The organism is Thermogemmatispora argillosa (genome assembly GCF_059696725.1).
The window spans coordinates 3,770,379-3,794,410 of record NZ_AP019377.1; the positions used below are offsets into that span (position 1 = coordinate 3,770,379).

Annotated in this window: 17 protein-coding genes; 4 read left to right on the forward strand and 13 right to left on the reverse strand. The window is 59.2% G+C overall.

The genetic code is table 11. The features are described 5' to 3' along the window. Nucleotides 1–389: 389 nt before the first annotated feature. Both AC6H1L_RS14680 and AC6H1L_RS14685 read left to right on the forward strand, forming a co-directional pair. Entirely contained in the window at nucleotides 390–2,513 is a 2,124-nt protein-coding gene (locus tag AC6H1L_RS14680) for a GAF domain-containing protein (protein WP_497598236.1), read from the forward strand. Between the two features lie 238 nt (nucleotides 2,514–2,751). Next, the gene (locus AC6H1L_RS14685; RefSeq protein ID WP_497598237.1) at nucleotides 2,752–3,234 is read left to right on the forward strand and encodes a response regulator transcription factor; all 483 of its coding nucleotides are present in this window, start codon (nucleotides 2,752–2,754) and stop codon (nucleotides 3,232–3,234) included. 9 nt (nucleotides 3,235–3,243) lie between these two features. Here the strand turns inward: AC6H1L_RS14685 and AC6H1L_RS14690 are convergent, their stop codons facing one another. The 3 genes from AC6H1L_RS14690 to AC6H1L_RS14700 all read right to left on the reverse strand — a co-directional run bounded on the left by AC6H1L_RS14690 (nucleotide 3,244) and on the right by AC6H1L_RS14700 (nucleotide 7,353). Continuing rightward, the gene (locus AC6H1L_RS14690) at nucleotides 3,244–4,386 is read right to left on the reverse strand and encodes a serine/threonine-protein kinase (protein WP_497598238.1); all 1,143 of its coding nucleotides are present in this window, start codon (nucleotides 4,384–4,386) and stop codon (nucleotides 3,244–3,246) included. 277 nt (nucleotides 4,387–4,663) lie between these two features. Further along, a complete protein-coding gene (locus tag AC6H1L_RS14695) occupies nucleotides 4,664–6,031 on the reverse strand; it encodes an FHA domain-containing protein (RefSeq protein WP_497598239.1) in 1,368 nt (455 codons plus the stop codon). 107 nt (nucleotides 6,032–6,138) lie between these two features. Further along, entirely contained in the window at nucleotides 6,139–7,353 is a 1,215-nt protein-coding gene (locus AC6H1L_RS14700; RefSeq protein ID WP_497598240.1) for a protein kinase domain-containing protein, read from the reverse strand. 377 nt (nucleotides 7,354–7,730) lie between these two features. Here AC6H1L_RS14700 and AC6H1L_RS14705 point away from each other — a divergent pair, with 377 nt between their 5' ends. Then, a complete protein-coding gene (locus AC6H1L_RS14705) occupies nucleotides 7,731–8,543 on the forward strand; it encodes a TIGR01458 family HAD-type hydrolase (protein WP_497598241.1) in 813 nt (270 codons plus the stop codon). 47 nt (nucleotides 8,544–8,590) lie between these two features. Here the strand turns inward: AC6H1L_RS14705 and AC6H1L_RS14710 are convergent, their stop codons facing one another. From AC6H1L_RS14710 to AC6H1L_RS14745, 8 genes are all read right to left on the reverse strand, one after another. After that, the gene (locus AC6H1L_RS14710; RefSeq protein WP_497598242.1) at nucleotides 8,591–9,934 is read right to left on the reverse strand and encodes a protein kinase domain-containing protein; all 1,344 of its coding nucleotides are present in this window, start codon (nucleotides 9,932–9,934) and stop codon (nucleotides 8,591–8,593) included. A gap of 73 nt (nucleotides 9,935–10,007) precedes the next feature. Beyond that, complete coding sequence (locus tag AC6H1L_RS14715; protein ID WP_497598243.1) at nucleotides 10,008–11,261, reverse strand: glycosyltransferase family protein; 1,254 nt, start codon at nucleotides 11,259–11,261, stop codon at nucleotides 10,008–10,010. Between the two features lie 76 nt (nucleotides 11,262–11,337). Beyond that, nucleotides 11,338–12,525, reverse strand: a complete 1,188-nt coding sequence (locus tag AC6H1L_RS14720) for a glycosyltransferase family 4 protein (protein WP_497598244.1) — start codon at nucleotides 12,523–12,525, stop codon at nucleotides 11,338–11,340. Further along, a complete protein-coding gene (locus tag AC6H1L_RS14725; RefSeq protein ID WP_497598245.1) occupies nucleotides 12,500–13,660 on the reverse strand; it encodes a glycosyltransferase family 4 protein in 1,161 nt (386 codons plus the stop codon). The genes AC6H1L_RS14720 and AC6H1L_RS14725 overlap by 26 nt, the downstream gene beginning before the upstream one ends. Continuing rightward, nucleotides 13,644–14,834, reverse strand: a complete 1,191-nt coding sequence (locus tag AC6H1L_RS14730) for a glycosyltransferase family 4 protein (RefSeq protein ID WP_497598246.1) — start codon at nucleotides 14,832–14,834, stop codon at nucleotides 13,644–13,646. The genes AC6H1L_RS14725 and AC6H1L_RS14730 overlap by 17 nt, the downstream gene beginning before the upstream one ends. 469 nt (nucleotides 14,835–15,303) lie before the next feature. After that, nucleotides 15,304–15,648, reverse strand: a complete 345-nt coding sequence (locus tag AC6H1L_RS14735; protein ID WP_497598247.1) for a histidine triad nucleotide-binding protein — start codon at nucleotides 15,646–15,648, stop codon at nucleotides 15,304–15,306. 109 nt (nucleotides 15,649–15,757) lie between these two features. After that, a complete protein-coding gene (locus AC6H1L_RS14740) occupies nucleotides 15,758–16,894 on the reverse strand; it encodes a hypothetical protein (protein ID WP_497598248.1) in 1,137 nt (378 codons plus the stop codon). Between the two features lie 302 nt (nucleotides 16,895–17,196). After that, nucleotides 17,197–20,304 (reverse strand): helicase C-terminal domain-containing protein, encoded by a 3,108-nt coding sequence (locus tag AC6H1L_RS14745; protein ID WP_497598249.1) that lies wholly within the window; start codon nucleotides 20,302–20,304, stop codon nucleotides 17,197–17,199. Between the two features lie 451 nt (nucleotides 20,305–20,755). Between AC6H1L_RS14745 and AC6H1L_RS14750 the strand changes: the two genes are divergently transcribed. After that, entirely contained in the window at nucleotides 20,756–21,466 is a 711-nt protein-coding gene (locus AC6H1L_RS14750) for an NUDIX hydrolase (protein WP_497598250.1), read from the forward strand. 93 nt (nucleotides 21,467–21,559) lie between these two features. Here AC6H1L_RS14750 and AC6H1L_RS14755 read toward each other — a convergent pair whose 3' ends face one another. Together AC6H1L_RS14755 and AC6H1L_RS14760 are read right to left on the reverse strand one after the other, a co-directional pair. Then, on the reverse strand, nucleotides 21,560–22,414 hold the full coding sequence (locus tag AC6H1L_RS14755; RefSeq protein ID WP_497598251.1) for an HAD family hydrolase: 855 nt from the start codon (nucleotides 22,412–22,414) through the stop codon (nucleotides 21,560–21,562). A 273-nt stretch (nucleotides 22,415–22,687) separates the two neighbouring features. Beyond that, complete coding sequence (locus AC6H1L_RS14760; protein WP_497598252.1) at nucleotides 22,688–23,926, reverse strand: pyridoxal-phosphate-dependent aminotransferase family protein; 1,239 nt, start codon at nucleotides 23,924–23,926, stop codon at nucleotides 22,688–22,690. Nucleotides 23,927–24,032 lie beyond the last annotated feature (106 nt).

A 24,032-nucleotide genomic window follows, 5' to 3' on the forward strand; every position in this document is an offset into this window, starting at 1 on the left:
GATTGTTTCTCCCATACATGCTCACGAGTGATCTCAGCGTTATTTCCCGTTACCTTTTTAGTAACGGTTGCAGGCAAACTACAGAGCGACTCTTCCCCTGAAAAGGCTATCAGTACGGGCCGTGGCGGGACCCGCTGGATGGGAAAGCCTGAAGAGGGCCAGATGGCTATATACTGGCCGCTATCTATGATATAATGTGGTTCAAGTTCGTAGCGGTCGCTGCTGAAGTACCACGGGCAGAGGATAGCACATCTCTCTGAAGCAGAAAGGTCGGATAAGACATCTGGCCTGGTTGACCTGAGAATATCTGGTCCTCTCCCTCAGAGAACAGACACCTCTTCCATCCGTGGCTTGCGAGAGAGGCAGTAACCAGAACAGGGTGACAGGACGTGTCGCAACAGTGTGAAGTGGAGCAGGTGCTTGGTCAACACCTCTCACGATTACAGATATGCTTACAGCGTGTCTCGGGCGCTAGCTCTGGCCCCGAGGAGGGAAGCGATGCCTGGCTGTTCTTGCAGGCACTGGTGGGCGACGATGAGGCTGAGCTACGGCGCCGCTTTGAGCAGTCGGGGCGCTGGCTGGCAGAGCAGGGGGGGAGATTAGACACCCGTCTAGAGGCCATGCAGGCCTATATCGAGGCCCTCAGAGAGGAGCTGCAGGCTATTTTCACCGATCAGCCCCAGTTCCTGGCTGCTGCGCTCGCGCGCCTTTACCGGCTGCAGTCTACCTGTTCGCTAGCGCTGACCCGCGGCTACCAGGAAGCGATGAACCAGATCGCCGACGAACAGCGGCGTTCGCTGGAACGCCACAGCCGACGGCTCTTGGCCCTGCAGCGCATCAACGGCATCAATAACTCCAGCATGGACCTTGATCAGACGCTGGAAATGACCGCACGCATTGTTGCTGAGGAACTGCAGGTCTCGCTGTGCGCGATATTCTTTTACGATGAGCTGCAACGTCTTTTGACGCTGCGGGCCACAAATGGCCCCCGCCCTCTCGGTGGCATGCATTTTACTCTGCGCCTGGGCGAGGGCTACAGCGGTTGGGTGGCCGATAAGGGGCATCCCCTGCTAGTGCGAGACGTGATGACCGATCCACACTTTGCCGCCGAGGCCACCACCTATGATACAGAGTATCACGGCCTGATGGCGCTGCCCATTATCTTTTTCGGCTCGGTCGAGCGCCTGATCGGCGTCATCAGTGTGCAATCGGAAGAACCGCGCGACTTCACGCCCGATGAGATGAACTTTCTAGAGGTGGTGGCGGGGATCATTGCTATCAATGTCGAAAATGGGCGCCTCTACGAGCAGACGGATGAGCAACTACGGCGCAAGGTGCATGAGCTAGCGACCATTCATCGTGTCACCACGGTCATTGCGCGCACGTTGAACCTCGACGAAGTGCTGCAGATGATCACTACGCAGGCGGTGCATCTCAGCGGCGCCGAACGCTCATGTATCTTTGAGCTGGATGCGGAAACGCAGACGCTGCACATCCTGGCGCATTATGGCTTCGGAGGCAGTCAGATCCAGCAAGCGCGCGTCAAGGTCGGAGAGTGTTGCGCGGGGCGGGCCGTGCAAACCGGGCGCCCGATTATGCTCGTCGACTGTTTCCAGCAGGACGAGAAATGTTTTCTGCGCGCTGATCCATTCATTTCCTCCGAAATTCATTCCGTACTGTGCGTGCCGTTAGAGGTCAAGCGCAAGGTCCTGGGATGTATCTGTATCTACAGCAGTCACAGGCATCTGCTGAGTCCAGAGCAGATGCAACTAGTAGTGACCTTTGCCAATGAGGCGGCTATCGCCATTGAGAATGCTCGCCTCTATGAGGAGACGCGGCGGGGCCTGGAGCTGAAATCGATGCTCCTGCGCGAGCTACATCATCGCGTCAAGAACAATCTGGCGACGGTGGCGGGTATTCTCTCGCTGCAGCGCCGACGGACGCGCTCGCCCGAGGTGGGCAATACGCTTGCCGAGAGCGTCAATCGCGTCCAAGGTCTGGCGGCTACCCACGATTTGCTGGCCCATGAGGACCTGAGTGAGGCTCGGGTGGATGACATCGCGCGCAAGATTGTTGGCGTTGCCAGCGCTAATCTCAGCCCACCTGATGCTCACATTACCTTTAAAGTTGAGCCATGTCCGATTGTGATCCCGTCGCGGGCCGTCACGATTCTGGCTTTGGTGCTCAACGAGATGGTCTCAAATGCCATTAAGCATGGCATGGCTGATCTCACCGAGGGAACGGTGTTGGTGCGGGGACGTGAAGAGGAAGGCATGGTTGTGGTCGAGGTCATTGATACGGGGAAAGGGCCAAAGAAGCCCTTGGAGGAAGAGGAGAGCGGTGAAGGGCTAGGCCTCTCGCTGATCCGTAATTTGCTGGCTGATCTCCGTGGGCACTTCAGTCTACGCCGTGTAACCGAGCTTGATCCGCCGCCCAGTACGCCCGGCCTCAAGCCAATCTGTGGGGGCTATACAGTGGCAGAGGTGCGCTTCCCTTTGACACGCACGCTCTAGCCGTGGCTGTGTATACTCCACCGGCATATCCAGGCTGGCTAGCTGGCCTCGGCACTGGCCCATCTATCTCTGCTAGGTGGGGGGACTGGCGGAGGGAGGGCGCGCCTTCAGCAGGCGAACAGGCGGAGACCTCTACGAACAGGCAAGCTAAGGGGCTTGTCAAAGGTGGGTTGGTAGTAATGGCCTCTCGTGCTCGGGCCTCTTCCGAGAGTCCCCGTGGTTGGGAGAAGGTGATGATATGTCTGTTCAAGAGCGAAAGCCAAAAATTCTCATTGTTGAAGATGACGAAGCTATTCTCAATGTCCTCAGCCTTTTTCTGTCCTATTCCCATTTTGAAGTACGTGGGGCGCGTAGTGGAGAGGAGGCCATGCAACTGGTACACAGCTTTGGCCCTCAGCTCATCGTCCTCGATCTGAACATGCGGCCTATCTCCGGCTGGGAAGTGCTTCACTGGTTGCGCGCCAACAAACTAAGCCCGCCCATCCGGGTCCTGGTCTTGACGGCCTCGACCCGTCTGAGCGAGCACGTGCGTGGCCTGGAGGAGGGGGCCGTCGACTATTTGACCAAGCCAACGCAGCCAAGTGTACTGGTTGAGCGCATCCGCAGTATTCTGGCCATGAGCGACGAAGCCTTGCTCTCGCTGCTCCAGAAGCGCCTGCTGCAGCAGCGTCGCATCCTGGAGCAGCTTGTGCGGCCTGGTAAAGATGAATGCTTCTATTAAGCACGTCGTTCAAACGGGTACTGCCGAGAGCGCGTGGCCGCAGGCAGTACAGAAACGATTGCTGGCCGGATTGATGCGCCCGCAAGCAGGGCATTGGTTGAGAGGGCAGCCGCAGCGGGTGCAATAGCGCATCTGTGGCTTATTCAGATGCTGGCAGTTCGGACAGAGATAGCTGAGTGAGCGTGGTTGAGGCGTTCCGGCCCCAGCCGGTAGGCCTGGAGAAGCGGCTGAGGCGGCTTGCGCGGGTTGCGGAGCTGGCGGAGAGGAGCGCTCCCTCTGGAAAGCTGGCAGCCGGCCAGTGGCGTGGATTGCCAAATCGAGTGCATCGGCCAGCTCGCTGGCTCGCTGATAGCGCTGGGCAGGGTCCTTCATCAGGGCCGTCAGAATCACCCGCTCCACCGGGGCAGGAAGAGCCGGATTGAAGCGGCTCGGAGGAGGGGGCGGCTCATAGAGGTGGCTGTGAGCCAGGGCTGGGTAGTTGTCGCCGATAAAAGGCGTGCGACCAGTCAGGGCCTCGAAGAGCATCACTCCCAGCGCGTAGATATCCGCGCGTCCATCGACCTGCCCACCCATGCATTGCTCAGGGGACATGTATTCAGGCGTGCCGACGCCGGCGCCCGGGCGAGTCAGCTGCTCGTGGCTACTTGCCAGCACCTTAGCAATACCGAAATCTGACAGAATGGGCCGGCCTGAGCGGTCCATCAAAACATTGACCGGTTTCACATCGCGGTGAATGATCCCCTGATCATGGGCATAGCTGAGCGCATCGGCAATCTGGCGGAAGATCAGTGCCGCCTCATGCAAATCCATAGTCTTTCCCTGGGCGCGCAGCTGATCAAGCCGCTGCTTCAGCGTTCCCCCATCGACCAACTGCATAACAATGTAAAGCAACCCGTTATACTCGCTTGCATCGTGAACAGTCACGATATTGGGATGGGTCAAGCGAGCAACCAGGCGAGCTTCCAGGTTAAAGCGCTCGACAAAGCTACGGTCTGAGGCATACCAGGGCGGGAGCACCTTAATAGCGACCTCGCGGTCCAGATTTTCCTGCCGGGCGCGGTAGACGCGAGCCATACCGCCCTGCCCCAGGGGAGCCAGAATGCGATAGTTTCCGAGTGTTGCTCCGATCAGCTCATCGCGTTGTGACTGCACAACTCACCCCATTGATGCGGGCACCCTGATGACGGTTGCCAGGCCAAAAAGCCTGCAACCAGCCGCAACATCCGATCTGATGCGACGTGGTGGGTGCCCGACCGACGTGACATATCGTTCCGGGCCTGCCAGCATCTGACGAGGAAGGGCAGACCCAGGATAGAGGAACCGAGCCGAGCTGAACCGAACCAGGCCAACCTGACTGCCACCGGGCTAGGCCGCCTGCGCCCAGCCAAACCCGGGCCAGGTAGCAGTAAGCTGAGCCGCGGATCATACATCAGCGTTTGGCGAACACGAGCACGGTCTGTCCGAGCTGGATCTTATCCCCCTCCTGGAGCGGGTAGGGCTGATACTTAGTGATCATCTGGCCGTTAAGCCGGGTCCCATTGGCGCTTCCCTCATCCTTGAGGGCGTAATTGCCATTGCCCATATTGATGATCGAAGCATGCAGGCGCGAGACCGCCAGATCTTCCAGGAAGATATCGCTTTCGCGACTGCGTCCAATGCTCAGCGAATCCTTACGAATCTCATAGACGCGACCAGCCTCTTTCCCTTCCTCGACGCGCAGAATACCGATCCGGCCCTGTGGCCCGGTCGTACGGAGCAGTGTTTTATCGGCCTCGGAGAAGGCGGAAGGGCCTGCCTCCTGGGGTTGGCCAAACTGGCCAGGTTGACTGCCAGAGCCGGCAGGTGGGAAACCGGGGAGCGAGACCGGCTGTTGGACCTGCTGAGGCTGCTGCCAGGGGCTGCCAGCGGGCGAGGGAGGAGCGGGAGTAGCCGGGACCTGCCCCATTATGCCTGCGCCTGCACCCTGGAACGATTGCAATCCCTGCCCCCAGGGCTGAGGCTGTGATCCCGCCTGGGCCCACGGATCAGCGGAAGCTGGCTGCGGCTGCCCCGTTGGGGTTGGCCCACTCTGTCCCCAGGCTGGCATAGCGCCGGGACCAGAGGCAGGCTGCTGCTGCTGGGGTTGCTGGGACAGTCCCCAAGGCGCAGTATTGCCGCTCTGCGCGGCTGGCTGACTCCAGGGACTTTGGGCGGCTGCTGGCTGCTGGCTTTCCCACGGCGAGACCGGGCTAGCGCCAGCCGGCTGATTCTCCCAACTGGCGCCCGAAGGCGAGGGAGCCCCCGGCGCCTGCGGCTGCGGCTGGCCCGGTGGCATTCCCCACGGTGTACTCTGCGGTTGCGCTTGAGCGCCCCAAGGTGACATCTGCTGCGCTTGCGGCTGGGCCTGTGGCTGTGCGGCGGACCAGGGAGCGGCCTGCGGCTGCGCTGGGGCTGCACCCGCACCACTCCAACCGCCGGGCTGCTGGGCAGGGCTCTGGGCGCTCCACGGCGAGAAGGAAGGCTGCTGCTGGGGCTGAGCCATACCAGGGCCAGGGCTTCCCCATCCGCCTGGCTGCTGTGACTGAGCTGGCTGGCCCCAGAACTGGTCAGGAGAGTTCCCCATCGCTTGCTGCTGACCCCACCCTCCTGGGGCGGCCTGGCGCTGCCACTCTGGCGCCTGAGCCTGCGCAGCGCTCGCCTCCTCATCGCGCTTCTTGCCGCTGCTGCGTATCAGCAAGATGGCCCCCACGATCAGGATGATCACGATGACCGCTGCAATGACGAGGATGAGCGGACTCGATAGTAGATTATTATGCATACTGGTTCACCCCTCCGAGTTGTAGGAGCTGCCTGGCCGATCCACATATCCTGGCGGAGAAAGCGACCGCGTGGGCCGTCCCTACAACTGCAAAATAGCGTAATAGCTCAGCGCAGTTCAAAGCGAACCTCGACGCTGCCGAAGCGGAGAATATCTCCATCCTTGAGTACATGCTCCTCATGCGGTGCAAGAACCACTCCATTTAAGCGGGTTTTGTTCAGAGCATTCAAGTCCTCAACGGTAAAAGTACCATGTTGATTGCGGATATAGGCGTGCCGTCTGCCAACTGTCTTATCCATCAAATTGATCTCGGGATAAATCCCCAGAATCGGATCATGGCGACCGACGACCATTTGCTCTCCGGTCAGAGGAAAGACCTGGCCCGTGGCAATAACAACCAGGCGAGCCTGTTTTTGAGGAGGCATGCGAGGAGGCGCGGATCGCTCGCCCTCGGGAAGCTCGGCCCGCTCATCGGCGCCTACCTCGTGAACGCGCTGCTGCAACTGCTCCAACGCGGCCAGAAACTCCTGAGGTGTCTGAAAGCGGTCGGCGGGCGACTTGGCCATAGCCTTTTGAAAGAACTGGTCCATCTCCGGTGGCAGCCCTGGCCGCTGCCGGCAAATTGAGGGCACTTTCTCATTCATGTGCTTGATCACAATGTCTACTGCAGTCTCACCCTCAAACGGCGGATGGCCAGTCAGCATTTCAAACAGGACGGTGGCGACCGAATAGAGATCCGAGCGGGTGTCCGCCGAGCGCCCGCTCTCGGCCTGCTCGGGCGCAATATAGTACGGAGTGCCCATGAACATGTTTGACCGGGTCAGGGTGACTGTCTCGCTGCTGCGCGCCAGCCCGAAATCGGTGATTTTAACCACATCTTTCGTGTTGATCAGAATATTCTGCGGCTTGATATCGCGATGGACCACGCCATGTCGGTAGGCTACGTCCAGGCCCTCGACAATCTGATGTGCATAGTTGAGCGCTCGCGAGGGCTTCAGCGGCCCATAGGTGATCGTGTGGTACTTGAGATTCTGCCCATCGATATAGTCCATCACGATAAAATGCATGTTATGATCTTCCCCGTAGTCGATGATGCGCACAATATGGGGATCGCTTAGATGGAGCAGAATGCGGGCCTCACGCTGAAAGCGGGCGAGCAGTTCACTATCCCCTGCCAGCTCGACGTGTAGGACCTTGATGGCATAGATGTGGTTGTTTTCAAGGTCACGAGCAACATAGACGGTGGCGAAGTTGCCCCGCCCTCTTTCGTCAATCAGTTTATATCGACCCTTGATGACACGCCCGATCATGTCACCGTCCATGGCGCTATCTCCTACTTAAAGGCTATTCCTCGCGGCTATTATAGCATCATTCCCTGTCTCGTGTCATTGGTACGTGGCTTTTTTCATCGCTCTCATCTCAGGAGACGGGAGCTAACAGGCCGGGTAAAACAATGTAATAGATTACTCTTCGAGTAAACGCGCCAACGCTTCTTGCTTTGACGACTGGGAACGCATATAGTGATAACGAGCACTGGTCTGCTTCCTGTCAGGAACGCATGACGCTGCCCTTTTCTGGGGGGATGGAAGACACAATCTGGCTGTGTCTCTCCCCTTGTGTTGATCTGGCCCCTCTTCCTTTTTGTTTGAGCGTAGCGCTTATACATCTCTTGAGATGGTACGAACGGGGAGATGCTCTCATGGGAGCGATTCGCGGTGTGCTACTGGACATCGATGGCGTCCTGCATGTGAGTATGCAGCCTGTGGAAGGCGCTGCCCAGGCCCTCCACTGGCTGGAGCAGCATGGCTATCGCTATGCCTTTGTAACGAATACGACGACGATGGCCCGTGAGACGCTGGCTCTGCGTCTCCGGGAGATCGGGCTGCCTGTCTCTGCCGACCAACTGATTACCGCACCTGTCGCTACGGCGGCCTATCTGCGCCGGGTCTATCCTGGAAAGCCCTGCTGGTTGCTCACTAAAGGCGATACGGCGGCCGATTTCGCCGGGGTCGAGCTGGTCGAGCCGGGCAATGAGACCGGGGGAGAGCAAGTCGCTGTTGTGGTGATTGGGGGAGCTGAAGAATTACTTTCCTATGAGAACATGAATCGGGCTTTTCGCCTCCTGATGGCCGGGGCCGAGCTGTTGGCTATGCACAAAAATCTCTATTGGCGTGTCAGCGATGGCTTACGCCTCGATAGTGGCCCTTTCGTCTCCGCCCTCGAGATCGCTTCCGGCAAGCAGGCGCTGGTCATGGGGAAGCCAGAGCGTGCCTTCTTTGAGGAAGCGCTGCGCTTGCTTGGAACAAGACCTGCAGAGACGCTGATGGTCGGCGACGATCTTGTCAACGATGTCCAGGGAGCCAGGAGAGCCGGCTTGCGGGCGCTACTGGTGTGCACCGGCAAGCATGGGCCAGATTCGCCTTTGCTCCAGACCTGTCGGCCCGAAGAGCGTCCTGAAGCGATTCTGCCCTCAGTAGCGGCTTTACCTGACTATCTGGCCCGTCAGGGCTAAAGCGGACGTTGACAGTGCCCTTGGTTGAAGCCGCGGGGCGGGGCTGCTTACTCGTTTTTCTGCGTTGGAGGCTGGCGACCGTTGATCAGCTCGAAGCGCATCTCGATATTGCCGAAGCGCAGAACATCACCATGCTTAAGAGGGTGCTCTTCTCCGGGGGGCAGGAAGCTACCATTGAGGCGTGTTCGGTTCCGTGAATGGAGATCTTCGACAGTAAAGGTGCCCTGACGATTGCGGATGCAGGCGTGACGCCGACCGACCATCTTGTCTGCCAGGCTGATATCTGGATAGAGGTTGCGAATGGGATCACGCCGTCCGATAATCATCTCCTGGCGAGTGAGCGGGAAGATTTCTCCTGTGCTCAAATGCACAAGCTGCGCTGGGACCTGCGGCGTCGGCGCCTTCTCTGTGATGGCGGGAGCCTCTATCAAAGTACTTTGCTCAGGCGTAGGCTGACTGCTAGCGTTTGGGGTGAGCTGTGGGGAAGGGGAAGCCTTCACCGCCGCCGCTGGCTCTGGCATAATAACTGGTAACGTCGGGGCGTACGCATCGCTGGTAGCTGCCTGGCGCAGAAGCTGCAGCGCTTCTATGAATTCCTGGGGAGTCTGATAGCGCTGCTCTGGTCGCTTGTCCAGAGCTTTCCGAAAAAACTGGTCAACGACCGAGGGCAGATCGGGGCGTAGCGGTCGCAAAGCGGGAATCGGCTCGTTCTTGTGCTTGACAATGAGTTCCATGACGTTGCTGCCCCGGTAAGGCGGCTGCCCGGCCAGCATCTCGAAGAGAATGGCCGCCAGCGAGTAAAGATCAGAGCGAATGTCTGCCGCGTGGCCGCTATCAATTTGCTCAGGTGAAATGTAGTAGGCTGTGCCCATAAATTCATCGGTCTCGGTGATGGTCGGGGTGTCCTTGGCGCGGGCCAGACCAAAGTCGGTAATTTTCACCTGTCCCTGGTTATTCACCAGGATATTCTGCGGCTTAAGATCACGGTGCACGATGCCACGACGGTTGGCTGCTTCCAGTCCATAGGCCACCTGCCCGGCATAGTCCAGCGCTGTTTCTAGAGAGAGTGGCCCGCAGCGCAGCATAATGGTGCGCAAGTTGTGACCATCCACATATTCCATGACGATGAAATGTACCTGCCCATCCCAACCATAATCGATGACGTGGACGATGTGGGGATCATCGATGCCCAGCGGGAGCGACGCCTCCCGCTCGAAGCGCTGCAGGATTTCCGTATTGCGAAGAAATTTCTCTTGCAGCAGCTTGACGGCGTATAGATAGTTGGTCTCTAGATCGCGCGCGATATAAACGGCGCCGAAGGCCCCTTCTGCGATCTTGTCGATCAGTTTATAGCGCTCCTTGACCAGATAGCCGAGAAAAGCATCGTCCATAGGAATCCCTCATCCTCCTGACTTGCCTGACCGTCTCGACCGACGCCACTAGCGCTGTCCCTGGTTCACTATATCATAACGTTCGGAGAAGACCAAAGCCAAATTGACTCATGCTAGCCACAGCTAGAAGGGCATTGCGTAGCAGGATCAGCTCAAAGAAACCAGGAAGAGTAAGCGCAATCTGGGGAGCTGTAGAGGCGCTGGATAGATGTGAATAATAGAAGATGTAAATAAAGCTCGTCAGCAGGCTGATGGCTAGCCAGAGGAAGAGCCAGAGGCGACCACGGAGCCTGGTAGCGCGGCCCAGAGCAGAACTGGCTACCAGAGGAATAACCCAGATCAGATATTGCGGGCTGAAGACCTTACCGGTCAGAATGAGCAGCAGCCAGATAGCAAGGAGACTGTCGCAGAGGTCGAAGGCGCCTTTGTATTGTAGCCACAGCGTCAACAGGAGGCCGCCGCCCAATAGACCGGTCAAGAGCAAAGTTACTGGAGGCGCCAGAGGACTGAGGACGTTGAGCGAGCCATAGCTGAAGAGCAACTGAGGCGGCTGGCCAACGCCGATCAAACTGCTCAGCCAGAGCAAACTGGCGGCCAGGGATTCGACTTGAGGAGGGCGCTGGCTAAAGTAGCGCAGTGGTTCCAGCAGCGCACCTTGGGGGTTGAGCAACGCAAAGAGGCCACTGACGAGCGTCACGGTGGCGATGAAGAGCAACAGATGGCGCCAGCGCCAGATGGTGACCTTACGCAGCAGTCCCTGACCAGCGCTCAGGTGCTGCTGCTCAGCCAGGAAAAGGGCTGGCAGGCCCAGCAGCGGGTAAAGCTTCAAAAGCGTGCCACCCGCCAGGGCCAGGTATGCCAGCGTCCACCGGTCGCGTTGGGCTGCCACGAGGCAGAGCAGCACACAGAGCGAGGGGAACAGATCATAGCGCACCTGCAAGAGCGGGCCACCGCCCAGGATCAGCAGCAAGGCGCCAACAAGCGCCGCCTGGGGCGAGATCATACGATACAGGAGCCAGAGCAGCAAGGCAGCGACAGCGAGCATCAGCAGCGCGAAGGTCAGGGTATAGTAAGGCGGGGGAACCACCAGAGGTAGCGAGAAAGGGAGCAGGGCCAGAGGAGGATACTCAAGGGGCAGTATGTGAAAAGGGGGCTGCTGGCCATAAAAGGAGAGAAATGCGCATTGATGCGCCGGAAGCCAGCCGAGAGCAGCGCTGCCGAACCAGAAGGCCACAGCGTAGCACTGATAGCGGAGCAAATCAGTGGGCGCCAAAAAGACCTGCCAGGTGCTCTCGACAAAGAGCGCGCCAGCGAGCAGCGTAAGCAACCAGAAGGAGGGCCACCGGCGCAAGTTACCTCTCCAGAGAGGCGCAGAAAGTCGCATAGCCAGGGCATTCGTTAGGTCAGGGGGCAGCAGTTGGCGCCGACCCAGCGGCATCGCGTTCAGCCAGCATCTCTAAGAAGACCTCATAGGTCTTGCGAGCAATGGCCTCCTGCGTATAATTTTGCAAGATATGCTCACGGGCCTGGCGAGACAGGCGCTGATACAGCTCCTGATCCTCTAGCAGGCGGCGCACACACTCAGCCATTGCCCGCGCATCTCCCTCGGGAAAGATCAGTCCCCCGTTGCCGACCGTTACCGGGATCTCGCCCGAATCAGAGCCGACCACAGGCACCCCGCAGCACATGGCTTCAGCCATCGAGCGCCCGAACTGCTCCATCCAATTAGGCCGCGTCAGCGAAGGCTGGAGCAGCACATGCATCTTACGCATCTCATCAGGCACCTTATAGCTTGGCAAGCTGCCCAAGAAGGTCACACGCTCGGCCACCCCTAAACGTTGAGCCATCCGCTCCAACTCATCGCGCAAGGGGCCATAGCCGATAAAGACCACGCGGCAGCACTCTGGCAGCAGCGCCAGCGCCTCGATAATCAGCGGTACACCCTTTTCCTCTTTCAGGCGCCCAACGTAGCCCAAGATGAACGGCTCGCCCGGCTGATAAGGCCGACGTTGTGGATCGGGATAATGCAGGCTTGGCTCTGCTCCGAACTGGGCGATCAGATGGATCTTACCCTTATAGCCCTTGCGGCGCAGCACCTCGCCCGCCGCCTTGTTGCAGACCTGAGCGTGTCGGGTGTGGTGGTAGCAATACAGCTCAAACTGCCGGAACGGAGGAGGATAGCGGCGATAGAGATTTTGGAACGCCGAGAAGATCGGCAATGCCCCATAGCGGCGGGCCAGCCGAATCGCCTGGTAAGTGGCGAAATTATACGGCTCTTCATCGATATGCACAATATCCGGGCGCACACGGCGCATAATACTATTGAGCTGGGGATAATAGTGGATATGGAAATGGCCATTGAGAGCCATAGGGGTCACGATCAGCTCGTAGCCCTCCAAATAGACCCGCTCCAGATCCTGCTTACTACCATCATCAGCCAGCCAATAAGGAGGGGTCACGGCGATCAACTCGACGCCGGGGCACTTAGCCAGCTCCTCCAGCTTGCGGTGAGAAGTGCCGGCCACATAAGCCTTAGAAATCGTCAGCACACGCATCGCACTCAGCTCACTCCAGAGATAAAGCTGCTTCATAGGCAGCCAGCGTCTCGCTTGCGGTCCGCTGCCAGCTAAACTGAGTGGCGCGGCGCAGCGAACGTGCGCGCAGGTCTGCCTCAAGTTTCATGTCACTGAGAACAGCATACATTGCATCTGTGAGAGCGTCCAGATCGGTAGGATCAACGCATAGAGCCGCATCGCCCACGACCTCCGGCAGTGACGTCCGATTAGAGCAAACCACGGGAGCGCCGCAGGCCATCGCCTCCAGAGGATCGAGGCCGAAGCCCTCGTAGAGCGAAGGGAAAACAAAGAGACCGGCGCCGCTATAGAGAGCAGCCTTGTCCTCATCGCGCACGAAGCGAACGATGACTTTATCGGCGATGCCCAGCTCGGCGGCCAGTGGGCGCGGATCAGAGAAGCGCGGGCCTCGCTGGCGGTCAGGGTCGCCCGAAATGAAAAGGCGTAGATCCGGTTCTCCCAGGCGCTGGTAGACACGCGCAAAGGCGCGCACCAACTGCGGGACATTCTTGCGTACATCCAACCCACCGAGGTAAAACACATAGCGCTGGTGTTCGGCCAGGCCGTAGCGCGCGCGCGCTCTGGCCAATTGCTCGGGGTCACGTACCGGACGATACTCCTCCCCTGCGGCCTCGTAAATCACGCGGATGCGCTCAGCAGGCAGCTTCAACGTCTCAACGATATCGCGCTTGGCATGCTCGGAAACTGTAATGATTAAGGTGGCGCGCCGCACTGCGTATTCAATGAGACGCATATAGGCCTCAATCTTAGCCCCTGCTCGATAGATAGAAATATGCCAGGGAATTACGTCATGCACGGTGACAACGACCGGCATAGAGGCACGCACTGGCGGCGCGAAATAGGGGATGTGGAGCAGATCAACGCCGTGGCGGCGGGCTGCGCGCAGCGACGTGATCTGCTCCCATATCAGTTTTTCAATATTCTCGTTTCTTGCCAGCAAAGAAGGAACGGGAGCCGCGACATAGCGCATCTGAGGAGAAAGAGTAAAAGGCGGCAGCCCGGCTTGAGGACCGAGCAAGACGTACTCATGGCTCTGATCGAGCGAGGCCAGAGCTTTGAGCAGATGCAACAAGTACTGTCCACTCCCGCTGGCGGGATAGCGAAAGAAGAGCGCATTAATGCCGATCCGCATAGGAAGCCTCCAGCGTAGTGAAATCCGAGAGGCCCTCATAGAGCTTCTGATAGACAAGGAGCATTTTACGCGCCGAGGCTTCCCATGTATAGCGTTTCACCTGCTCATAGCCTTTCTGGCGCAGTTCCTCACAGAGCTGTGGGTCCTCCAGCAGGCGTGTAATGGCGGAAGCCAGGGCCTCTACATCATAAGGGTCGACCTTAAGAGCGGCCTCACCGACCACCTCGGGCAGCGAAGAAGTATTTGAGGTGACCACGGGAGCGCCACAGGCCAGGGCCTCCAGGGCGGGCATGCCGAAGCCCTCATAGAAGGAAGGATAAGCGAAAACATCGGCCATGCTGTAGAGCATAACCAGATCGAGCGTGCTCACCCGTCCCAGAAAGCGCACCTTCTCGGTCAGGCCCAGACGAACAACCTCCTGCTCGGTCTCCTCATAGAGCCAGCCTGTGCCCCCGACAATGACCAGCATTTTCGGGCGCGGTTTGCGGCTCTGGGTCTGGTAGAACGCGCGGATCAGGCCAAGATGGTTCTTGCGCGGCTCCTTGGTGCCCACGGTCAGCACAAACGGGTGTTTCAGGCCATACTTATAGCGCGTAGCCTCTAGGAGCACAGGATCAGTAATGCGGCGGAAGGCGCGAGCCACGCCAGGAGAGATAATCACCATCTTCTCAGGAGGAGTGCCCAAGTACTTGGTAAGAGTGCGGGCCGAAGCCTGAGAGACAGTAGCGACCACATCGGCGGTGCGTGCCGCCCGTGGGACTACCTGACGCAAGTAAGCGGCCAGCGATGGAACAGCATACTGAGGGTACTCCAGGAAAGCCAGATCGTGGATGGTCACCACCGTACGCGGGCGGCGGCGAAAGGGACTAAAGGGGGGCAAGACGAAATCGGGACCGTGGTAGAGATCGACAGGGCCAGTGAACCAATTGGCGTAGGGTGGGAGCTGCCAGCGATACCAGATAATATTGAGATAGCGCTCAGGAATCGGAATACGTCGAATCGTCGCATGCTCTGCTTGAGGGAAAGTGCGTCCCTCCTGAGGGGGCTGGCTGCTCAACAGGACGTAGTGGTTTACCTGATCTTGAGCAAGCAGGGCATCGACCAGGCAACGGATATAGGTCCCGATGCCCGCACCCTGTCGGATAGCCGTTGTGTAATCAATGGCAATGCGCATAAAGACATCCCTGGCCTTTGTAGCAAATCTTCCTGATGGATTAGCGCTGCTCGGCCAATGGCGGCAGCCTTCCCCACAGAACCACGACTGACAGCTATTCCGGCCTGTCTATCTACCTACCTGCCTGACTACCTGCGCACTTCTCACCTTGTTGTTCGCTCTTCCTCTTGTTTGCCCGTCAGTGAATGAAGGTGAGATAGAGAGCAAGGTAAGAAAAGCCCAAGGACAAGGGGCGAGGCAAGCCTACCAGAGGCCGACCATCCTACCGCGGGGCCGCAGAGACCCAACCCGAAGCAACCCAACCGTCCCCTCCAGCTCGCGGAACAGCAACGACTCGGATTGGTTCAGTCAAGCCGTGCCGAAACGACAGAAGGGGCGAGAAGCCACAGCAATGCGGAGCAAGCAAGAAAGTGCTGGCGATTCTCGCCCCAGTCAAGCCAGCAAGATAAGCCGAGCTAACGCGCGGCGACTAGCCGGGCGGCCAGCCGAACGGGCGTCCGCCCAAGAGATGGAAATGCAGATGGAAGACCGATTGTCCGGCGTCGGGTCCGACATTGGTCACAAAGCGAAACCCACGCTCAGCGAGACCGAGATCCTGAGCGAGCTTATTAGCCACGACGAAGAGATGGGCCAGCAAAGCCCCATCCTGCTCCGTCACCTCCTTCATCGAAGCCAGGTGACGCCGCGGAATCAACAGCACATGATGCGGTGCCTGCGGATTGATATCCGCGAATGCAACGACCTCGGCATCCTGATAAAGGATCTTGCTCGGGATCTCGCCATTAGCGATCTTGCAGAACAGACAGTCTTGCATAGTTGCCTTCCTCAAGCCAAGAGCGGACCGGAGTGGCCTGGCTCTCCCGCATAGGCCTGTCAGCTAACTAGCTAGCCAGCCAGCTAGCAACCAGCCCGACTCTCGCCGATTACTCCTCCGAGGCTGGCTGGCTCTCGGCGCTATGAGCCGGAGGCTCACCACTGCCAGAGCTGGCGCTCTCCCGAGGGAGAGAGACGGCCTCTGGAGGAGGCGAGGTGACCATAGTACCCGCCGGCAAGGCCGGCACCGTTTGTTTATTGTCTCCGGCCTGTGCGCTCATTGTCAATTCCTGAGCATGCAGGCTAGGATCATTGTACTGCGGCAGCTTTAGCTCCTGGCGAATGAGGCGGATCGCCTGATAGACCACAGCGGGCTTGAGCGAAAGCTGCTGCGCGATGGTGCGATGGATACCGATCGGAGGCACAGGGAGAAACGGCTCATACAAGGCTCGGATCTTCGCCAGTTCTTCACTGTTCCCTCGGTAAGGCTGAACCTCCCACCAGCTCGGTAGCCCCTCGCGCTCGCGCAGGGCCTTAACGATCTTTTTCACCGCCGATTTAGGAATATTCAGCTCATGGGCAATCCGGGTACGAATACCATCGAACTCAACGGGCTGCGCCAGCTCTTTATAGCGTGCTTCAACCAGGGCCACCTGCTCAGGGGTAGGCACAAAGGGAGCTGGCGGAGGAGTTTTTTCACGCTTGGGCTTGGCCGGCTGTGGGAGAGGCTTCGCTGCTTTAGCGGGCTCCTTTGCCTGTCTATGGGAATGATGATGAGCAGCCTGGACTGATCCCGGGCGTATTCCTCCTTTGCCACTAGAGCCGACGCCGGGACCTACACCGGCAGGTCCAGGTCTAGAGGAAGGGCCAGCCTGACGGGGACCACGAGCCGGGCCGCTCTCGACAGGCGGGCGGGGACGCTGACCCAAAGCCGAGAAGCCGCTACGGAAAAGGGGGCCTCGGCGTTCAGCTTCCCAATACTGGGCGGGACCGCGTGGCCCTGGCCGCTCGCGCTCCCTTTCCGTGCGCAGAGGACGCTCTGTATGCCGCGGGCCTTCGCGCCCGGGGTGGCGTGGGTCGACGGGAAAGCGCGGAGCCGCGGCCTGCGGCGGTCGAGAGCGCGCGGGCGGAGCGGGTGGCTCTGGCTCGCTGACTTTGACATCTTGCAGGTGGTCAAACCAGTGGCTGGGGCCTCCTTGAGAAGGGCGGGGCCGCGGGGGCGGCGGCACCACGCGGGGCGCGCTCATCGGTCGCTGCGGTCCTGTTTTGGCGACCTGCTTCTCCTTTCTCGATTTCTGGTTACACTCAGGGCAAAGGGCTTCTTTAGCATTAACCGACTGGAATCGCTTGCCGCAGTTGATGCAGCGCATCTTGACTTTGCTCATGCAGTTCTCCCTGTACCGCTGGATACAAGAACTTCTCTCACTCGCGTCGGAATGCACTTCCTAGTATAGCAGCTTTACCCGGAGCGTCAATTGTCCTAGAAAAAGATCCTGTTTCCCCATTGATATTGCCGAGTGCGCAATAATGCTTAGTACCGGAACACCTGTCAATTGTGCGCTCCCGAGCGGGGTGGGCGCCCATTCTGGAAAAAGCGGTAGACCTCTTCCAGCCGATCGGTGCGGCGAGCTGGGGGCAGGGCTTTGAGAATCAGCCGTCCGTAGCTCTTCGTATAGATGCGACTATCCAGGATCGCCATCACCCCGCGATCGTCGCGCGTACGCAGCAAGCGGCCCAGCCCCTGCTTGAGGCGCAGCACGGCCTGGGGAAGCACGTAGGAACCAAACCAATTCTCGCCGGCCTCTTTCATCAGCGCCACGCGGGCGGCATGCACCGGATCATCGGGCGGATCAAACGGCAACTTATCAATCACCACCAACGAGAGAGCCTCACCAGGGATATCAACCCCTTCCCAGAAGCTCTTGAGGCCGAAGAGAATCGCTGGCTCTGCTTTAAACTGACGGAGCAGCTCGCTGCGTGGCCAGTCGCCCTGGCGCAGCAGACGGAAAGGCAGGCTGCTCTGCTGCAGCAGGCCGTAGACGGCGTCGAGCATGCGCTGACTGGAGAAGAGCAGGAAAGCGCGGCCCTGGGAAGCGTTGACCAGATGCAGCATTTCGCCGGCGATGGCCTCGGTATAGCGCCGCACGGCCTCATCGCCTCCGTAGGCTGGTTCGGGCAGATGGCGCGGCAGGTAAAGCAGAGCGTTCTGCTCGTAGTCAAAGGTCAAAGGAAGAATGTGCTCTTCCACCTCGGGCATCTCTTCATAACTGAGGCCGATGCGCTGGCGAAAATAAGCGAAATGCGGGCCTTTCTCCTCGGGCCGCAGCGGATGTGGTCCCGTGGTAGCCAGCGTAGCCGAAGTAAAGATCAGAACCCGTGTCTTGAGCAGCTTCTCACGCAGCCACGAGGTTACATCAAGCGGCGCAGCCGACACCTCGATGTGGCTGCCGCGTTGGCCAGCTTGGGTCACGCGCTCCAGGTAGTAGACATAGCGTTCAGGCTGATTGACAGAGAACACGGTCCGAACCTGCTCGGCCAGATTCTGTGTCCGCTTGAGCAGGCGATCGTAGAGAGTGCTCTCCTTCTCTGGCAGATCGCGGGGGCGCTCCTGGCGCAAAGAATCGGCGAGCTGAGCGAAGGCCGTGGCCAGGTGCAAACCTTCCTCCACTGGTTCATGCAAGTTCAGGCGTGAACCGGGGCCGCAGTGGCGGGCCAACTGCTCCAGGCGGCGCCAGGTCGTGAGCCAGGCGCGCTCGGCCTCTTCCTGGAGACTCAAGCGGCTATGTTCTTTAAGCATGCGCTGTGCGAGCAGCGTCCGAATTTGGTTGGGGCTGATGGTAATCGTAAAGGCGCGTGTGGCCTCTTCTTCAAGGTGATGAGCCTCATCCAGGACGATGACATCCCGTTCGGGCAAAAGGTGGCCTTCCAGGGCTGCATCGAGCAGCAGCAGCGTATGATTGACGACAATGATCTGAGCGCGCTCGGCGCGCAAACGCATTTGGCGCACATAGCAATCGAAGAAGAAGGGGCATTTACTCCAGGCGCACTGATCACGCTCGGCCACAATGCGGCTACGCAGCTCGGGAGAGAGGGGGAAATCCAGGCTCTCAATGTCGCCATTGAAATCAGCCTCCGGGTCCTGGGTTAGCTCGTAGAGGCGACGAAACTCCCGATTTTGGGCGTAGAACTGCAGTCCCAGGCGCTCGTTTTCGAGGCGATCGAGGCAAATATAGTTTCCCATGCCCTTGACCAGGGCCGCCTCAAAGGGTTTGATATGCTGCTGAACGAAAGGAATATCTTTATAAAAGAGCTGCTCTTGCAGGGCTTTATTAGCTGTGCTGATAATCGCCACGCGCCCGGAGCGGACAATAGGGACCAGATAAGCCAGCGACTTACCTGTACCGGTAGCCGCTTCGAGAATGGCGTGTCGCTCCTGTTCCAGCGCGCGGGCCACGACCTCCGCCATAGCGATCTGAGCGGGTCGCTCCTCGTAGCCCGGCAAGCTGCGCGAGAGAATGCCCCCCTGGCGCAGATCAGCGCGTACAACGGCCAACAGACCTGTTGGCTGCTCCTCCTTCTCGGCTGGCTTCTCCCCGTGCCGCGCAGCCGCCGAAGTCGCCACTGTACAGGCTGCTTGAGCCATAACGGTGGACGGGGCGACTGATGCCGCGGGCGCGGGGTCTGACACGGTGACGCTCCTGTCGTCAGAAGCTGCCTTCAGCGCTGTCGCTGCGCTAGAGACCAGCCCTGGAGAAGGCGCCTGGGCCTGAAGCGCGGACCGGGGCGCACTCTCTGGCTCAAGCGACTGGTGGCGATGCGAGAGAGGTAGGCTCTTGATAGCGGCCAGACAAGCCTCAGTGAAGGCATGCACGTGAGGAAAACGCTCGGCAGGATCGAGGGCCAGCGCCTGCAGCAGCACCGCCTCCAGAGCTGGAGGGATGGTCGCATTCAAGTTGCGCGGCCTGATCAAGCGCCGGCGCTCCTGTTGGGACAGCAGCTCCTGCGGCGTCTGTCCCTCGTAGGGAGGGCGCCCGCAGAGCCAGGAATAGACCAGGGCTGCCAGGGCATACTGATCGCTGGCTGGCAGCGGCGAACCGCGTAGATGCTCCGGAGCCTTATAAGGCAAAGCGGCAGGTTCATCATCGTAGGTCAGGCTGCCGTTGCGGCAGGCCAGGGCAAAATCGTTCAGGACCGCGTTGAATGGCTCGCCCAGAATACAGCCCGGGTAAAGATTGCCATGCAGGGTCTTGCGCTGATGGGCGACATGTAGAGCATCGCCGATAGCCAGCAACACGGGCAAAATCTGATCGGGAGTCAGGCAAGGCTGTCCTTGAAAGGAATCGGCGATGCTTGCGGCAGGCAGGTCGTGAAACACGAGATAGCCATAGAGCTGGCCGTTGGCGGGCTGTCTGAAGAGGCCATAGTCTCTCACTGAAGCGATAGCGCGGTGACCAGCGAGTCTCTTGAGATGGCGTGCGCGTTCCTGAAAGCAGTGTTGATCGGCTTCCGTGAGCAAGGGGAGAGCGCAGACCTGAATAAAGATCGCAGAACGGGAGCGTTTCGGTGACTGACAGCGGTAAAGGGTGCCACTGGCCTTCTCCTTGATTTTCTCGACGATGGCGTAGGAGGCGATCTGCTGTAAATCGGTACCTGCCATTAATGGCTCTCCCCACAACTGAACAGATGTTTGTGCTGCCTGTGCCAGTATATCACAGCCATCGCTGGGGGACAATGCTGACCACCTGGCCCTCTCTAGAGCCGGTGCCGCGCCAGGCGTGAGGGAGGGCCTGCTCTCCAGCAAGAGCGGCGGCCTGGTCTGCTGCCACTTGACAGGATGGCCAGAGTCAGCTATTTTAGCGTAAACGAGACACGCATTGTGAGGAGCGTGGCACGACACGCAATGGATGAGCGAGCGGGCGGATGCCGGGGAAGAAAGCACGCTTCTCGCTGCGAGCTATTGACCCCGGAGAAGAGACCGACGCATCTCACTCTCGCTTGCGCCGCTCATCCCAAGTCTAGCCTCTTGTTCATCACTGAGTGGTCTCCTGGCTTTCTTGCCGACAGATTGACTCTGATCATCAGTGACTATGGGTGAGCAGAACGAACAGATGAGCAGTGGGCCGAGCCAGACACCGGGTGCCGAAGCCCAGGCCCATCACTACGATCCCTCAAAATATGAGCGACCATCGGTGACCGTTGACGTGGTGATGATGAGCATTCGTCAGTCCGACCTGCAGGTGTTGCTGGTCAAACGGCGCTCCTGGCCGTATGAGGGCATGTGGGCCATTCCGGGGGGCTTTGTGCGCATCGATGAGTCGCTCGAAGATGCGGCCAAACGCGAGCTGCGCGAAGAAACGGGCGTGCAAGATGTTTATCTGGAGCAGCTCTACACCTTCGGCGATCCCGGACGCGACCCGCGCATGCGGGTAATCACGGTAGTCTACTATGCGCTGCTCGATTCGGAGCGTCTCCAGGTGCGGGCGGCGGACGATGCCAGTGATGTCGGCTGGTTTTCTATGTATAACCTGCCGGAGCTGGCCTTTGATCACGCCAAGATCCTGGCCTATACGCTGCAGCGCATTCGGGGGAAGTTGGAGTATACAACGATTGCCTTTAACTTGTTGCCGGAGCAGTTCACGCTGCGTGAGCTGCAGCGCGTCTACGAAATCATTCTTCATCGCAAGTTGGATAAGCGCAATTTCCGCAAAAAGATTCTCTCCACCGGTATTCTGGAAGATACTGGCGCCAAGAAAATGGAGGGAACCCACCGACCCGCCCGCCTCTATCGTTTCAATCCAGCAGCGGTAGCGCGCCAGTAGGGCGGGACGGCAGGAGCTGGGCAAGATGGGCATTGATTGTCTCTTCTTGTCGTGATGCGCACTTCCAGCCTCTTCTTTAGCATGCGGTGAGGCCTATCCCTGTAAGAAAGGCGTGCTTGGTTGCTGCTGTGACCCGTCTCGCTCGTGCTGCGCCGGTGGAAAAGCGGGAGGCGTGGGTCTGATCTCCTGAGCGCCAGAGATCTGGCTTGGGCCTGGCAGCTCAAGCAGCTCTAACAGCTCCGTTAACGAGTGGATGAGGATGCAGTCGACATCGCTGCTGCGCAAACGGTGGGCGCGATCAAGCAGCACAGGTGTCATGCCTGCTGAGCGAGCGCCAAGCACGTCATGGATGTAGGAGTCACCGACGTGGAGCGTGTAGTCAGCGATAGCATTAGCCCGCCGCAGGGCCGTTTCATAGAGAAGCGTCGATGGCTTAGCGTAGCGGGCAATGGCCGAGACAATCACGCAGTCAAAAAAGCGCGTCAGGCGATGGCGGCGTAGGATGGGGCCGAGGCTAATGCCCCAATCAGAGATCACACCCAGCGTATAGTGATGCTGTTGCAGCACTTCCAGCGTGGGAACGACATCGGGGAAGACCTCCCAACTCGTATGCGCCGCAAACTCATCCGTGATGGCCCGAGCCAGCTCATACAAGCGCTGATCGCTGCGCTCGTCAACGGCCTGGCGCAGCATGCTGACATAATAGCCAAGCCACAGCTCATTGATAGCCTGCTCGCTGGCCCACGTATGACGGTTCAAGCGCACCTGGCGGTAAAAGTAATCTTCTGCTTCGATCAAACCCTGCTTAAGGCGACTCAAGTCGACGCTAAGGCCGGCACGCTGACAGACCTGCTGGCAGATCTCGACAACCGAGGGATAGGGCTGCAAGAGAGTCTGACCGGCATCAAAGAAGATCGTGCGAATCGCCTGGGGTTGCTCAAGACGCATAGTCACCTCTTTTCCAGTCGGCTCCAGCTAATGAACGGACGAAGGAGCGAACGGGTAGCGCAGGCCTGCTTGCCTGGCTGCGAGCCAGCGTAGACACAAGCCTGCCTGCTCACGCAGCCAGGGTAGCAATACGGGGGACAAGCTGCACATAGCCTCGCCCTCTAATCGCCTTCGCTCCGATTGATGCGTGCTGTCGCTCTCATGCTTCATCCAAGGGTCAGGAACGAAAGCGGCCCTGTTCCCTGCTGGCGTAACCAGCATGCGCACGGCGTTTCAGCGACGTAAGAGAGCCTGGCTGTTGTCTCTGTAGACCGCAGCGGCGGCGCTCAGGGCCGCGCCAGTCTGAACCGGCCAGCCATATGAGGGCAGGAGCTGCTCAAGAGCTGTCAGGACCATTTCCACATTCTTGCGACAGGCATTGCTGCCCATAAGGCCGATACGGAGCAAGTGACCTTTCAAAGAACCGAGGCCACCGCCGACTTCCAGGCCATAGGTTGTCAGCAATTGGGAGCGCAGCTGCTCCTCAGAAACAGTGGCAGGTAGACGGACGGCAGTCAGAACGGGCAATTCAAAGCCGGGGTGGGGCAGCAGCTCAAGGCCGAGCGCCTGCAGGCCGGCGCGCAGTGCCTCGCCATGCAGACGGTGGCGCTGCCAGCGGGCCTCCAGTCCCTCTTCAAGTACAAGGCGTAAGGCTTCATGCATAGCGAACAGCAGGTTACTGCAAGCCGTATGATGATAAGCGTGATCGCCGTTCCAATAGCGCTGGAGAGCTAACAGGTCAAGATAATAGCTTTGGACTGGCCTGCGGCGACGGCGGATGACCTCGACAGCGCGCGCGTTCAGCGTCACCGGGGCCAGGCCTGGGAGCGCCCCAAGGCATTTCTGACTGCCCGCATAGCAGGCATCGATCTTCATTTGATCGACATGCATAGGGATGCCGCCCAGCCCAGAGACTGCATCGACGACAAAAAGCGCCCCCTGCGCATGAGTAATTTGCTCCAGCTCTGCCAGAGGCTGCAGCAGGCCAGTGGAAGTTTCAGCGATAGCCGTCGCAAACAGCTTGGCCTCGGGATGCCTGGCAAAGGCCTCGGCCAACCGTTGCGGATCGAGTGGCTGCCCTGGCTCACTTTCTAGCAAGATCACCCGGGCCCCGATCCGCTGGGCAATCTCCGCGATTTTGCCACTAAAAAACCCCAGACTGCCAGCGATGAGCGTCTCGCCTTCCTCCAACAGATTACAGAGCACGGCCTCTGCTCCTGCGAAGCCCGAGCCGGAGACGCAGAGGGTCAGCGCGTTCTGCGTCTGAAAAACCTGGCGGAGCTGGTTGGCAATTGTGCCAAGCATATCGAGCAAGAAAGGATCGAGGTGTCCGAGCTGCGGAGCAGCGGCAGCGAGCAAGACGCGGGGATCGACATTGCAAGGACCCGGCCCGAGCAACAGCCGATAAGGTGGGTAAAGTTCAGAGCGACCTCCCTGCGTTTGAGCAGTCTGGTCCGGCAGTGGCGGCATCATCGAAAGAAAAGCCTACCTTTCACTCAAAAGAAATAGGATCATCATACACTTCCCATCTCGCCAGCCTTCTCCCTTTACGAGAGAAGGATAGCACATTGTCGCCATC